The following is a 13490-nucleotide window of genomic DNA, read 5'->3' on the forward strand; positions in this document are numbered from 1 at the left end:
CGCGCGCGCGAACGAGACCTTCTGCGCAGCAGCCGCCAGCCGTCCAACGCACACAGGAGTGCGCATGACCCAATCCGCGTCCCGTCCCGCCCGTTCCTCCCGTTCCAATGCGCAGCCGAATGCGCTTTCCGGCTTCGCCGCCGATTTTGCCGCCGAGGTCCGCGCAGGCCTCACCCACGCGCCGCAAAAAGAACTGCCGTCGAAGTACCTCTACGACGAAGTCGGCTCGGCGCTGTTCGAGGTGATCACGGTGCTGCCCGAATACGGCGTCACGCGCGCCGAGGAACGCCTGCTCACGCGCCACGCCGCTGAAATCGTCGAGGCACTGCCCGCCGATGTCATCGTCGCCGAACTCGGCAGCGGCAGCGGACGCAAGACGCGCCGCATTCTCGAAGCGCTTTCGCGCAAACGCCCGACCTCGCCCACGTCGTATTGCCCGATCGAGATCTCGCGCAGTGCCTTGCAGCTATGCCGGCGCGAACTCGCCGACATCGAGCGCATCTCTATCGTCGGCTACGAGCGCGATTACCTGGCCGGGCTCGCCGAGGTGAGCCGCCAGCGCAAGCAAGGCGAGCGCCTGTGCGTGCTGTTTCTCGGCAGCACGATCGGCAATTTCGCGCGTCTCGCGGCGACGCGCTTCCTGCGCGCCATCCGCGCGATGCTGCGTGAGGGTGACACGCTCTTGCTGGGCACCGATCTCGTGAAACCCGTGCCCACGCTGATCGCCGCCTACGACGACGCCATCGGCGCGACCGCCGCGTTCAACCTGAACCTGCTCGCGCGCATCAACCGCGAACTCGACGGCGACTTCGACCTGCACGACTTCGAACACGTCGCGCGTTTCAATCCCGATGCGCGCAGCGTCGAGATGCATCTGCGCGCGCGGCGGCGCGTCTCGGCGCGCGTGGGCGCGGCGCGGCTCGCGGTCGAGCTGGAGGCGGACGAGACGATCTGGACCGAGAGCAGCCACAAGTACCACGCCGACGAAATCCCCGCGATCGCAGCGGATGCGGGCTTCGAATGCGCGCGGCAGTGGGTCGAGAAGGAATGGGGATTCGCGGAGAGCCTGCTGGCTGCCGCGTGAGGTTGCGGCGGAGGCGCAGCAGGGCCGGGCCGCCTCAGTGCTGCTCGAAACGCTCGTAGCGTTTCTCGGTGCGCCGCTCCTCGCTTTCCACCGAACTCACGCGCGCGGCGGGCGGGCCGTGGCGCAGCCAGGACAGCATGCGGTCCACCTGGTTCGCGCTGCCCTGGATCACGGCCTCCACCGAGCCGTCCTCCATGTTGGCGACATAGCCGCGAATGCGAAGCGCGTGCGCCTGGCGCACCGTCGCGTGGCGAAAGCCCACGCCCTGCACCGTTCCGCGCACGCGCACGTAGTACGTTTCAAGGCGTGCATCCAGATCCGGTTCGCTCATCGTTCGTTCTCCCTTTGCGGTGCGTCCTGCGGTGCGTCCCGCATGCGTCCATTACGCCAGGCATTGTAGACGCCGCGCCGTGACTCTGCCGCCGCGCGCCACGTACAATCCCTGCCACGCCAGCGACGCACCGCGCCGCTCTTCGAACCCGCAAGCAAATCCAGAATGACCGACACCTCCCGCGCCAACAAGGACCTCGTGCTGATCACCGGCGCGTCCGGCTTCGTGGGCTCGGCCGTCGCCCGCATCGCGCAGGACAAAGGCTACGCCGTGCGCGTGCTGGTGCGCGCGACGAGCCCACGCAAGAATCTCGAGGCGCTCGACGCCGAAATCGTCACCGGCGACATGCGCGACGCCGCTTCGATGCGCAAGGCGCTAACCGGCGTGCGCTACCTCTTTCACGTCGCCGCCGACTATCGGCTCTGGGCACCCGACCCGCACGAGATCGAGCGCGCCAATCTCGAAGGCGCCGAAGCCACCATGCGCGCCGCGCTCGACGCAGGCGTGGAGCGCATCGTCTACACGAGCAGCGTGGCCACGCTCAAGGTCACGAGCTCGGGCAACTCCGCCGACGAAACCTCGCCGCTCACGGCGGACCAGGCCATCGGCGTGTACAAGCGCAGCAAGGTGCTCTCGGAGCGCGCCGTGGAGCGCATGATCGAGCGCGACGGCCTGCCCGCCGTGATCGTCAATCCGTCCACGCCGATCGGCCCGCGCGACGTGAAGCCCACGCCCACGGGCCGCATCATCGTCGAGGCCGCGACGGGCAAGATTCCCGCGTTCGTCGACACGGGGCTGAACCTCGTGCACGTCGACGATGTCGCGAACGGCCACTTCCTCGCGCTCGAGCACGGACGCATCGGCGAGCGCTATATCCTCGGCGGCGAGAACCTGCCGCTGCAGCAGATGCTGGCTGACATCGCGGGCATCGTGGGGCGCAAGCCGCCCACGATCGCGCTGCCGCGCTGGCCGCTCTATCCGCTCGCCATGGGTGCGGAGGCCGTGGCGCGCTTCACGAAGCGCGAGCCGTTCGTGACCGTCGACGCGCTCAAGATGTCGAAGAACAAGATGTACTTCACGTCGGCGAAGGCGGAGCGCGAGCTCGGCTACCGTGCGCGGCCTTATCGCCAGGGCCTCGAAGACGCGCTCGCGTGGTTCCGCGAGGCAGGGTATCTGGGCGCGAAATAAGCGCCGCGCGCCGCGCGCCGCGCGCCACGCACTGGCGGAGCAAATTGTTACAACTTTTGTTGCGACCTCATTACAACGTCGCGCGGGACACCCGCGTGCGCTGTAGGTAAAATCGCGGGTCTTACCAGAGAAGCCTCGCATGAATCTTCAAGATCAGATTGGCGCGCTCGACGCAGGCGTCGATCAGCTTATTCAGGCCGCCAGCGCCGCGCTTGCCTCTCGCGCAGCCGTTGCGGCAGCTCCCGAACCTGCTCTCGCGACGGCGCTTGCCGAGCCGCAAACGCCCGCCGTTGCGGCAGCGCCCGTGCCCGAGCCGCAGGCCGAACCCGCGGAATCTGCCGAACCCGCGGTGCAGGAAGCCCAAGCCCCGACGCCCACGCTGGAAGTCGGCCGCCCCTCGGCGAACGAGATCACGATGACGATCGGCGGCCAGACGGTATCGCTGCATCCGATGCAAGTGGGCCAATTGATCGAGGAGCTCGCGAACGCGCGCGCCTCGATGCAGCCCGAGCCGCCGCCCGCGATTCCGCAGGGCTGGCGCTTTGCTTCGACGAAGAACCCGATGATCGCCGTGCAGAAGCAGTCGAACGGCGACCGTCTGCTGGTCATGCGGCACACGGGTCACGGCTGGGTGCCGTTCGTGTTCTCGCCCGACATGATCGTGCAGATGTACATGATGCTGACGCAGCGCTGAGCGGCGGCGCCGGCATAGGTTCAGCGGCGGCGCAGCAGCACGGCGCCGGCCGCAACAATGACGCCCGAAATCGCGAAACTCAACGCAAGCAACAGACCCGCGACAACGGCTTCATGCCCTTCGATACCCACGGCGCCGAACAGGCCGAACTGACTTGAGGTTGTAAAAGCACTGCGCCGGCATTGCCGCTCCTGTCCGTCACGATCGCGCCAAGTTAAGTCGATACGCGTGTCGCAACAACAGAAGAAGCCAGATTTACCCCACCCACGTCAAAAACGACGAGACCCGCCCCGCTCGCTCACCGCCCCTGCACCGGCGCCTGCACGCGCGCCTTCCACTGCCCGCCCTTGCCGCGCCAGAAGCGCCACGCCGAAGCGAACGTGGCCCCCACATAAAACAGCGCGACGAGCGGCAAAAACGGTGCCCACAGCGGCGAACGGCGATAGTACGCGAGCATCGGCGCATAAGCGCAGCACATCAGCGCCCATGCCATCCACGCGGGCCAGCCGAGCGGACCGAGCACGAGCGCGACCACGGGCGGCGCGAGGTAGATCACCGTCATGCCGAGGATCGTGCCTGCGAGCTGCCACGCCGAGTAATGAAGCTGCGTGAACGCCGTGCGCGCGATCATGTTCCAGATGTCCTTCCAGGAATCGTAGGGGCGCAGCGAGACGCTCTTCGCCGCCACGTCGAGGCGGATCGGATGATGGCCTTCGCCGCGATGCTTGATGCGCGCGGCCAGACTGCAATCGTCGATGAGCTCGGCGCGGATCGACTCGATGCCGCCCGCTTCCTCCAGCGCCTTGCGGCGCACCAGCATGCAGCCGCCCGCCGCCGCCGCCGTCTTGTTGCGCGGATTGTTGACCCACGAGAACGGGTAGAGCTTCGCGAAAAAGAACACGAATGCCGGGATCAGCGCCTTCTCCCAGAACGAGTCGCAGCGCAGGCGCACCATCAGCGAGACGAGGTCGCGCTGCTCGGCCTGCGCGCGCACCACGAGTTGCGCGAGGGCCTCGGGCGGATGGCCGATGTCGGCGTCGGTCAGGAGCAGATAGTCGGCGTTCAGGCCCAGCGTGCGCACCGCCTCGATGCCCTGCGACTGCGCCCACACCTTGCCGGACCAGCCCGCAGGCAGCGGCTTCGCGCTCACCACCGTGAGCTTTTCCGGGCATTGCAGCGCGAGCGCGGCGGCGCGTGCGGCTTCTGCAGTGCCGTCGGTGCTGTGGTCGTCGATCACGATGACGTGAAACTCGCCGCCGTAGTCCTGCTGGAGCAGCGATGCGACAGCCTCGCCGATCGCGTCCGCCTCGTTGCGCGCCGGCACCACGGCGCACGCCGCCGGCCAGCCCGCCGCGGGCTCGACCAGGGGCAGCGGCGCGGCGGGACGCGCGCGCCAGAAGCCGCCCCGCGCGAACAGCAGCACGAGCCAGATCAGCAGAGAAAGACAGGACACGGCAAAGAGGATCGTTGTCATCATGCGTTGTTGCTCTCTATCGAAGGCGCCCCCAGGCGGCGCGACAGCCACATTGCGCCGGTGCGCAGCAGCACCACGGCCCAGTCGGCCGCGCCCAGCCGGGGCCGCGCGCGAAACACGTCGTAGCCGCTGCGCTCGATGATCTCCAGCATGCGCAAGCCGCCATGCACGACGCTGCACAACTCGAGCCCGAAGCGGCCCGGCACGCGCAGCGCGAGCGGCGCGCCGCTCAGCATGAGCGCGCGCGCGTGCGCCACTTCGTGCGCCATCAGCGCGCGCCAGGCGTCGTCCACCCGGCCCGCGGCGATCTGCGCGTCGCTCACCTGCATGCGCTCGCGGTCGGCCTGCGGGAGATAGATGCGGCCCCGGCTCCAGTCGGCCCGCACGTCCTGCAAGAAAGTGATGAGCTGCAAGGCGGTGCAGATGGCGTCGGAATCGGCGAGATTCTCGGGCGTGGCCTCGTCGATCAGGTGCAGCATCAGGCGCCCGATCGGGTTGGCCGAGCGGCGGCAAAAATCGAGCAGATCGTGGCGGTCGGCGTAACGCGTGGTGCGGATGTCCTGATCGAACGCCGAGACCAGGTCGTAGAACGGCTCCAGCGGCAGCCGGCATTGGTACATCACTTTCGCGAGCCGCGCGAACAGCGCGGGGTGCACGGGCGCGAGACGCCCTTGCGCCACGGCGTCGAGCCCGGCGCGAAAGTCGGCGAGGCGCAGATGGCGCTCTTCGACGCTCCAGTCGCCTTCGTCGGCGATGTCGTCGAGGGTGCGCGCGACATGGTAGATCACGCCGACAGGCGCTCTGAGCGCCTTCGGCAGCAAAATGCGCGCTACCGGAAAATCGTCGTGTTGGTCGGGTTCCATGAAGCGTCCAGATTGGGGTCGGTCCCGCACGACGCAGGCCGGCCGATGCGCGGGGACGTTAGTTTAAGGGTTCCCGCATCATGTTGCACTGCGCAAGGTAGCCGAGGCCGCCATGGGCCGTCTAGCGGCAAGGCCTTCGCGCCGCCGAAAAGCGCATGAAAAAAAGGGGCCACGCTGATTGGCGTCGTATGCACGCCGCACCTTCCCGCGCGCCGCGCAGCAAAGCGGCGGCGAAGGGGTTAAAATGCGCGTCTGGTTTTTTCCGCCCCGCCTTTCTGCGGATACGTGCGGATCTCAGCACCTTATTAATATGATGGCCGCGGCGAACGGGTCTTTCACGGCTTGTTCGAAAATCCGCGGCAGTCGGAGTTCGCCACCTTATGCGAGTCATCCTTGCTCAACCCCGCGGCTTTTGTGCGGGGGTTGTCCGCGCTATCGAGATCGTCGACCGCGCATTGCAGAAACACGGCGCGCCGGTCTACGTGCGCCATGAAATCGTCCACAATCGCCACGTGGTCGAAAACCTGCGTAACAAGGGCGCGCGTTTCGTGGAAGAGCTCGACGAAGTGCCCGAGGGCGCGGTCGCCATTTTCAGCGCCCACGGCGTGGCCAAGACGGTCGAGCAGGCCGCCGACGAACGCGGCCTCGACGTGCTGGATGCAACCTGTCCGCTCGTCACCAAGGTTCACGTGCAGGGCCGCCAGTACGTCGCGGCTGGCCGCACGCTGATCCTGATCGGCCACGCCGGTCACCCGGAAGTGGAAGGCACGATCGGCCAGATTCCCGGCACCGTGCTGCTGGTGCAGAGCGAAGCCGATGTGGCGAAGCTCGACCTGCCGCTCGACGCGCCGCTCGCCTACGTGACGCAGACCACGCTGTCGGTGGACGACACGCGCGGCATCATCGACGCGCTAATCACCCGCTTTTCCGACATCGTCGGCCCGGACACGCGCGACATCTGCTATGCCACGCAAAACCGCCAGGCCGCGGTGCGCGAATTGTCCATCCAGGTGGACGTGCTGCTGGTGGTGGGCGCGACCAACAGTTCGAACTCGAATCGCCTGCGCGAGATCGGCAGCGAAACGGGCGTGGCGAGCTATCTCGTCGCAGACGGCTCGGAAGTGAAGCCCGAGTGGTTTGCCAACGCGCAAACCGTGGGCATCACGGCCGGTGCGTCGGCGCCCGAGGAAATGGTGGAAAACGTGATTGACGCGCTGCGCGCGTTGGGGCCTGTCGAGGTCTCGACGATGGCGGGCCGTGAAGAAAAAGTCGAATTCAAGCTGCCGTCGAAGCTGTTGCAACCGCTCGTCGCGCGCGAAGTTTAAGGAGGACACGCTTTGTCTATTCCGCTGCTACAAAAAGTCCGCGTTGGCTCGTACATCTTTCGCCAGCATTTCAGCGGCAACAAGCGCTATCCGCTCGCGCTGATGCTCGAGCCGCTGTTCCGCTGCAACCTGGCCTGCAACGGCTGCGGCAAGATCGACTATCCGGATCCCATCCTGAACCAGCGCCTGTCGCTGGCAGAGTGCCTGGAAGCCGTCGACGAGTGCGGCGCGCCGGTCGTCTCCATTGCAGGCGGCGAGCCGCTCCTGCACAAAGAAATGCCGCAGATCGTCAAGGGCATCATGGCGCGCAAGAAGTTCGTGTACCTGTGCACGAACGCGCTGCTGATGGAAAAGAAGATGGACGACTACGAGCCGAGCCCGTACTTCGTCTGGTCGGTGCACCTCGACGGCGACCGCGAAACGCACGACCACATGGTTTCCCAGGAAGGCACCTATGACAAGGCCGTCGCGGCCATCAAGGAAGCCAAGCGCCGCGGTTTCCGCGTGAACATCAACTGCACGCTGTTCAACGACGCCGTGCCCGAGCGCGTGGCGAAGTTCTTCGACACGGTCGGCGAGATCGGCGTCGACGGCATCACGGTGTCGCCGGGCTATGCGTATGAGCGCGCACCGGACCAGCAGCACTTCCTGAACCGCGAGAAAACCAAGAACCTGTTCCGCGAGATCTTCAAGCGCGGCAACAACGGCAAGAAGTGGTCGTTCAGCCAGTCGAGCCTGTTCCTCGACTTCCTGGCCGGCAACCAGACCTACGAATGCACGCCGTGGGGCAACCCGGCGCGCACGGTGTTCGGCTGGCAAAAGCCCTGCTATCTGGTCGGCGAAGGTTACGTGAAGACCTTCAAGGAACTGATGGAAACGACCGACTGGGACAAGTACGGCACGGGCAAGTACGAGAAGTGCGCGAACTGCATGGTTCACTGCGGCTTCGAGGCCACTGCCGTGCTGGACACGGTCTCGCATCCGCTCAAGGCCATGAAGGTCGCGATGAGCGGCCCGAAGACCGAAGGCGCGTTCGCCAAGGACATCCCGCTCGACGGCCAGCGTCCGGCCGAGTACGTGTTCTCGCGTCACGTCGAGATCAAGCTCGAAGAGATCAAGAACGCGGCCAAGACAAAAAAAGCCGCGACCGTCGCGGCAAGCTAAGCGGCCCAGACTCAGTGCTCGAAAGGGCGCAACGGTTCACACCGTTGCGCCCTTTCTGTTTTTGTTGCGGCAGATCGCAGCGGCGCGAGAACAGGCGTTTTCGGGATGGTGAGGCGGCCACAATGCCGGGTTTCCCATCTACCGGACGCCGCGCCCGGTCCCGCGATGCGCCCGCGCGCGCCGCCGGCCCGGCCCCGCCGATCGCCACCATGGCTCCACTCTACGACGACACCCTCGCCGCCTGGCGCACCGGGCAGCTGGCCGAGGCCGAGCAGCACTGCCGAGCCTTGCTCGCGCAAGCGCCGGGTCACGCGCAGGCGCTGCATCTGTCCACCCTGATCGCGCACCAGCAAGGCCGCGCGGCCGAAGCCGCAGCGCTGTTGCGCGAGGCGCTCGCGCCACACCAGGATGCGCAGCGCCTCGTCGATCTCGCCCACGCCTTGCGCTCGCAAGGCCGCATCGACGACACGCGCGCCGCGCTGCGCCGCGCGCTCGCGCTCGATCCCACGCTGGCCGCCGCGCACTTCTACCTGGCCAATACCTTCGGCCCCGACGACGCCGCGCAAACCGACGCCCATCTGCGCGCGGCCATCTGCCTCGATCCGGCGCTCGCGGAAGCGCACAACAACCTCGGCAATCTGCTGCGCACGACGCAGCCCAAGGAAGCGCGCGCGGCGTTCGAGCAAGCAATCGCGCTGCGCCCCGATTTCATGCACGCGCATTTCAACCTCGGCACGCTGCTGGTGTCGATGCAACCCGAAGCCGCCGAAGCCGCCGAGGCCGCGCTACGCCGCGCGCTCGAACTCGATCCGGACTTCGCCCCCGCGTGGAACCGTCTCGGGAAACTGCTTTCCGTGGCGCATCCCGACGAAGCCGAAGCCGCGCTGCGCCGCGCGATCGAGCTGGACCCCGCGCTGGCGGCGGCGCACTTCAACCTTGGCAACCTGCTCTGCGAGCGCCGCCCCGACGAAGCGGCGCAGGCCTTCCAGCGCGCGGTGGCGATCAAGCCGGATTTCGCCATCGCGTGGGTCAATCTCTCGCACTTGCTGGCGAAGACGGAACCCGGGCAAGCCGAAGCAGCGGCGCGCAAGGCCATCGCGCTCGACCCCGGGCTCGCGGACGCGCATTACAACCTCGGCACGCTGATCGGCGTCACGCACCCCGACGAGGCCGCCGACGCACTGCGCCGCGCCGTTGCCCTACAGCCCGACCATCTGCTCGCGTGGCATCACCTCGGCCTCGTGCTGAAGGGCGAGCGGCTGGGCGAGGCCGAAGCCGCACTGCATCGCGCGATCGAGCTCGATCCTGCCGACCCGGCCGGACACGCGGCGCTCGGCAACGTGCTGCTCGACATGGGGCGGCTCGACGAATCGGTGGCTTCGTACCAGAAGGCGGTGGCGCTCGCGGCAGCGCAGGAATCCGCAGGCAAGGACAACCGCAACGGCAGCGACAGCGACAGCAACCGCGACGCCGTCATCGCGCATGGCGACCTGATCTTCACGCTCGCCTTTCAGACCGACGACCCGCAGGTGCTGCTCGACGAATGCCGGCGTTTCGCGGCGCGCTACGAGCCGTCGCTGCTCGAGGCGGCGCGCGCGCAGCCGCCGCATGCCAACGACCGCGCACCCGGGCGGCGCTTGCGCATCGGTTATGTTTCACCCGATTTTCGTTCGCATTGCCAGGCGCTTTTCACGGCGCCGCTGTTCTCGCACCACGACCGCGCGGCGTTCGAGATCGTCTGCTATGCGAGCGTCCCGAAGCCCGACGCTCTGACACAGCACCTCAAAAGCTTCGTCGATGTCTGGCGCGACGTGCACACGCTCGGCGACGCGGCGCTCGCGCAGCAGATCCGCGAGGACCGCATCGACATCCTCGTCGACCTCACGATGCATATGGCCGGCGGACGGCGCCTGCTGTTCGCGCGGCGGCCCGCGCCAGTGCAGGTCGCGTGGCTCGCGTATCCGGGCACGACCGGCAGCGCGGCGATGGATTACCGGCTCACCGACCCGTGGCTCGACCCCGTCGGCGAGCCCGGCCGCGACGCGCTCTACAGCGAGCGCTCGCTGCGCCTGCCGGATGCATTCTGGTGCTACGACGCGCAGGCCGCCGGGCTCGAAGTCAACGCATTGCCGGCGGCGGGCGGCGCGCCGTTCACCTTCGGCTGCCTGAACAATCCGGCCAAGATCAGCGACCACGCGCTGCGCCTGTGGAGCCGCGTGCTGGCCGCCGTGCCGCACGCGCGCCTGCTGTTGCTTGCGCCCCCGGGCGCGCCGCGCGAGCGGCTCAGGACGCGCGCGCAGGAGCGGGGCATCGACGCGGAGCGCATGGCGTTCGTCGGCCATCAGGCGCGCCGGCTATATCTGGAGACCTACCACCGCATCGATATGGCGCTCGACTCGTTTCCGTATAACGGGCACACCACGAGCCTCGACGCGTCGTGGATGGGCGTGCCCGTCGTCACGCGCACGGGACGCTCGGCGGCGAGCCGGGGCGGTTTAAGCATCGCGGCGAATCTCGGCCTGCCCGAGCTCGTCGCGCACACCGACGCAGACTTCGTGCGCATCGCCGTCGACCTCGCGCGCGATCTGTCGCGTCTGGCCGCGTTGCGCGCGGGGCTGCGCGCGCGCCTGGAGGCGTCGCCGCTCATGGATGCGCCGCGCTTTGCCGCGAATATCGAAAACGCGTATCGGCAAATGTGGCAGGCCTGGTGCGACGCTCAGGAAGCGCGGCGAGCGGCGCGCGTGTCATCGCCGGAATAGCTCGCCGCATCGCGGCGGCGCGGCGCCGCTTTCACTTCGGTCACTTCGACTTCGCTCCGAAGGGCGAAACCAGCAGCGCCTTCGCCGCTTTCATCACCTTCATCGCCTTCGCCACGGTCTTGGTCAGGGTCGCGCTCGTACCCGTAACCGCGCTCGTGCGGGTCGCGGTCATGACCGTGGCCGTCACCGGCGGCGTCCAGCGGTACACCACGATGCTCGTGCCGTTGTAGTTGTCCTTGGTCACGACGTACTCGCCGGTCGAGCGGAGATACGCGCGCAGACCATACATCGAATCCACGTCGTTGCCCACGTAGACCGTGTTCGTGCTGCTGTCGATGAGCGTGGTGTCGAGCGCGCCTGTGGTGAGGTTGAAGGCGTCGATGTTGGGCACCGTGTGCACATAGCCCACGAACAGCTCGTTGCCGGCGGCCGTGATCGACTTGGGATTCGCGCTCGTAAGGGTGATCACCGGATTCGGCGCGCCCGTATTGCCGGCGAGCCAGCCGTGATAGACCTCCACGCGCGAGCCCACCGCGGTCCAGTCGGTGCTGCCGGTGATGCCCGCGAGCACCATCGTGTCGCTTTCGGGCAGGTAGATGATGCGCGTGAGGCGTCCAATCGTGCTCGGGATCGGCGTGGTGATCGCGGCGGCGCCCCACAGCGGCTTGCCGTTCGCATCGAAGCCGGTCAGCGGATAGTGGGATATCACGTTGGTCTTGTCGAGCCCCACCCAGAGATCGCCCTTGCTGTCGAGGCAAAAGCCATTACGAACCGGCGCCGTCGTATTGAATGCCGGCCCCGGCAGCGTGTAGTCGGGAATGGCGATATAGCCGCTCGCTGCATTGAAATGGAAGAAGTAGAACGTATCGGGGTTCTGGCCGGCGGCCACGAGAATGCGCTGCCCATTCACGCTCGCAACCTGTGCGAAATGTTCGCCGCGCGCAGGGTCGGCGAGATTGATGCGCGGGTCGTTCGGATACGTGATCGGGTCGATCGTGTTGGCCACGAAGGTGCCGCCAGCCGTGCCCGCGTAGAGGTTCATGCCGCCGTAGAAACGCGCGCCGTCGGTGGCCGGGTCGGGCGCGCCGTTGCCTTCGAAGTTGAGCGACTGGAGCATCCAGCGCAGATTGCCCGCGCCATCGTAGGCGTGAAGGTCGGTGCCGCCGTTGCGGCCGAGATCCCACGAGCCGCCCCAGGGATTGTTCAGCACGTACAGCGTGCCCGCGGTGTCCTTGCCAATGCCGGCCACGCGCGTGAAGCGTTTGGCGCCCACCTGGCCCTTGATGCCGGTGGTCGTGTCGAGATAGCCGCCCTGCACGCCGAAGGTGCCCGCGAAAGAAGGCGCGCCCGTGACGCTGTAGATCTTGATGTTCATGTCGGGGCCGGAGTCGCCGATCATCAACTGCGCGTTCTGCGCATCGAAATACAGCGACGACGGCCGCGCGCCGGAAGCCAGCTGAATGGTATTCAGCAGCTGGCCGCCGGGGCTGAACTCGAGCACCGCGCCCGCACTCCTTTGCGCGACCCAGAGATTGCCGAGCGCGTCCACCGCCAGCGCGCCCGGCCCCGTCACGCCGATGTCGCTTTGCCAGACGCCGGCCGTGGTGTACACGCGCACGCGGTTGCCGGGGAAGTCGCTGGCGTAGAGCAGCGAACCCGAGGTCGCGAGCCCGGTGACGACATCGGCGAGCTTCTCGGTCGTGTCGGCGCTCACGCCGATGAGCAGATCGCGCGCACCGCTAGAGCGGTTGTATCGCCCGACGCTGCCGCTGCCGTAGCTCGCGTTGTACTGCATCGCGACGAACAGCGACGTGGCGTTGCCCGTGATCGCACCGCCCTGGAAATCGGCGTGGCCGCCAATCGAGCCTGCGCTCTGGCCGTTCTGATAAATAGCCACGCCGCCTTCGTTTTCGTCCCACATCGACGCGGTGTAAATCACGCCTTCGGGCGCGACCCACATCGAGCGGGCCACGTTGCCCACGCGCGTCGTGCTGGTGCCGTAGGTGTTGGCCACCCAGTCGGTCGAGTATTGCGCTTCGCAAACGGGTGCAACCGTTGCGGCGAGGATGAGCGCAAGCCATGCGGCGCCCAGTCGGTGCAGGATCATGAGAGATTTCTTTGTGCAACGCCGTGCTGTACAGGCGTTCGAGGTGAGGTGTTGCCGTCCCCGGCAAGCTTGCAATCCGCTTCCCGACGATTCGAATCAGGGCACGACGTTGGGTACGCCATGACACATCGAATTGGTGTGGAATCTGGTTCAAGTTAACGGCGACGGACAGCAGGAGTTGAGCGTATCGAAGCATAAAAAAAGCGCGATGGATTTTGCCATCGCGCTTTTTGACGAGCATCGCCAGCTCGTCGAACGGGTTCGCTCAGCCAGTCTTCAGCAGCATTTCCCCGCGCCTGAACCATAGCGCGCGTTCTGCCGCTCGCGGAAAAACTCCTCGTAGGTCATGACCGGCCGGTCGGGATGCGTCGCGCGCATGTGCGCGACGTAGCCCTCGTAGTCCGGCAGCCCCACCATCAGGCGCATGGCCTGGCCCAGATAGCGGCCCGCCGTCTGCACGTTGTCGCGAAGTCCCGAGAACATGATGCGCTCCTTGCGGCC

The 13490-nt window shown here is 67.0% G+C and carries 11 protein-coding genes; 6 read left to right on the forward strand and 5 right to left on the reverse strand.

All coding sequences use genetic code 11. The features are described from left to right. The first annotated feature begins 64 nt into the window (after positions 1 to 64). Positions 65 to 1084, forward strand: a complete 1020-nt coding sequence (egtD, locus tag P5W99_RS16440) for an L-histidine N(alpha)-methyltransferase (protein WP_421026261.1) — start codon at positions 65 to 67, stop codon at positions 1082 to 1084. A 34-nt stretch (positions 1085 to 1118) separates the two neighbouring features. Here egtD and P5W99_RS16445 read toward each other — a convergent pair whose 3' ends face one another. Further along, positions 1119 to 1415 (reverse strand): acylphosphatase, encoded by a 297-nt coding sequence (locus P5W99_RS16445; protein ID WP_421026262.1) that lies wholly within the window; start codon positions 1413 to 1415, stop codon positions 1119 to 1121. Positions 1416 to 1580: 165 nt separating this feature from the next. Here P5W99_RS16445 and hpnA point away from each other — a divergent pair, with 165 nt between their 5' ends. Together hpnA and P5W99_RS16455 are read left to right on the forward strand one after the other, a co-directional pair. Then, positions 1581 to 2603, forward strand: coding sequence for a hopanoid-associated sugar epimerase (gene hpnA, locus P5W99_RS16450; protein WP_421026263.1), 1023 nt, complete (start codon positions 1581 to 1583; stop codon positions 2601 to 2603). Between the two features lie 139 nt (positions 2604 to 2742). Continuing rightward, positions 2743 to 3297, forward strand: a complete 555-nt coding sequence (locus tag P5W99_RS16455) for a hypothetical protein (protein WP_434663851.1) — start codon at positions 2743 to 2745, stop codon at positions 3295 to 3297. 298 nt (positions 3298 to 3595) lie between these two features. Here the strand turns inward: P5W99_RS16455 and P5W99_RS16460 are convergent, their stop codons facing one another. Both P5W99_RS16460 and hpnC read right to left on the reverse strand, forming a co-directional pair. After that, positions 3596 to 4774, reverse strand: a complete 1179-nt coding sequence (locus P5W99_RS16460) for a glycosyltransferase (RefSeq protein WP_421026265.1) — start codon at positions 4772 to 4774, stop codon at positions 3596 to 3598. Then, positions 4771 to 5634: a squalene synthase HpnC gene (hpnC, locus tag P5W99_RS16465; protein ID WP_421026266.1), complete on the reverse strand. Its 864-nt coding sequence runs from the start codon at positions 5632 to 5634 to the stop codon at positions 4771 to 4773. Before hpnC ends, P5W99_RS16460 begins: the two co-directional genes overlap by 4 nt. Before the next feature lie 380 nt (positions 5635 to 6014). Here hpnC and ispH point away from each other — a divergent pair, with 380 nt between their 5' ends. The 3 genes from ispH (at position 6015) to P5W99_RS16480 (ending at position 10882) form a co-directional block, all read left to right on the forward strand. Next, positions 6015 to 6959: a 4-hydroxy-3-methylbut-2-enyl diphosphate reductase gene (ispH, locus tag P5W99_RS16470; RefSeq protein WP_421026267.1), complete on the forward strand. Its 945-nt coding sequence runs from the start codon at positions 6015 to 6017 to the stop codon at positions 6957 to 6959. A gap of 12 nt (positions 6960 to 6971) precedes the next feature. After that, positions 6972 to 8123 (forward strand): adenosyl-hopene transferase HpnH, encoded by a 1152-nt coding sequence (gene hpnH, locus P5W99_RS16475; protein WP_421026268.1) that lies wholly within the window; start codon positions 6972 to 6974, stop codon positions 8121 to 8123. Between the two features lie 209 nt (positions 8124 to 8332). Next, positions 8333 to 10882, forward strand: a complete 2550-nt coding sequence (locus P5W99_RS16480; RefSeq protein ID WP_421026269.1) for a tetratricopeptide repeat protein — start codon at positions 8333 to 8335, stop codon at positions 10880 to 10882. Between the two features lie 40 nt (positions 10883 to 10922). Here P5W99_RS16480 and P5W99_RS16485 read toward each other — a convergent pair whose 3' ends face one another. Both P5W99_RS16485 and P5W99_RS16490 read right to left on the reverse strand, forming a co-directional pair. Further along, complete coding sequence (locus P5W99_RS16485; protein ID WP_421026270.1) at positions 10923 to 12989, reverse strand: SMP-30/gluconolactonase/LRE family protein; 2067 nt, start codon at positions 12987 to 12989, stop codon at positions 10923 to 10925. 276 nt (positions 12990 to 13265) lie between these two features. Further along, positions 13266 to 13472 carry a YbdD/YjiX family protein gene (locus P5W99_RS16490; RefSeq protein WP_321911701.1) on the reverse strand — a complete coding sequence of 69 codons (207 nt, stop codon included), beginning with the start codon at positions 13470 to 13472 and terminating at the stop codon, positions 13266 to 13268. Positions 13473 to 13490: the final 18 nt, after the last annotated feature.

It is taken from the genome of Paraburkholderia sp. A3BS-1L, assembly GCF_051125215.1.
GTDB lineage: Bacteria > Pseudomonadota > Gammaproteobacteria > Burkholderiales > Burkholderiaceae > Paraburkholderia.

What these genes read in the sequence shown, in the direction of transcription:
- egtD (WP_421026261.1), top strand. Translation starts at nt 65, where the DNA reads ATGACCCAATCCGCGTCCCGTCCCGCCCGTTCCTCCCGTTCCAATGCG.
- P5W99_RS16445 (WP_421026262.1), bottom strand. Translation starts at nt 1,415, where the DNA reads ATGAGCGAACCGGATCTGGATGCACGCCTTGAAACGTACTACGTGCGC.
- P5W99_RS16485 (WP_421026270.1), bottom strand. Translation starts at nt 12,989, where the DNA reads ATGATCCTGCACCGACTGGGCGCCGCATGGCTTGCGCTCATCCTCGCC.
- hpnA (WP_421026263.1), top strand. Translation starts at nt 1,581, where the DNA reads ATGACCGACACCTCCCGCGCCAACAAGGACCTCGTGCTGATCACCGGC.
- P5W99_RS16480 (WP_421026269.1), top strand. Translation starts at nt 8,333, where the DNA reads ATGGCTCCACTCTACGACGACACCCTCGCCGCCTGGCGCACCGGGCAG.
- P5W99_RS16490 (WP_321911701.1), bottom strand. Translation starts at nt 13,472, where the DNA reads ATGTTCTCGGGACTTCGCGACAACGTGCAGACGGCGGGCCGCTATCTG.
- hpnC (WP_421026266.1), bottom strand. Translation starts at nt 5,634, where the DNA reads ATGGAACCCGACCAACACGACGATTTTCCGGTAGCGCGCATTTTGCTG.
- ispH (WP_421026267.1), top strand. Translation starts at nt 6,015, where the DNA reads ATGCGAGTCATCCTTGCTCAACCCCGCGGCTTTTGTGCGGGGGTTGTC.
- P5W99_RS16455 (WP_434663851.1), top strand. Translation starts at nt 2,743, where the DNA reads ATGAATCTTCAAGATCAGATTGGCGCGCTCGACGCAGGCGTCGATCAG.
- P5W99_RS16460 (WP_421026265.1), bottom strand. Translation starts at nt 4,774, where the DNA reads ATGATGACAACGATCCTCTTTGCCGTGTCCTGTCTTTCTCTGCTGATC.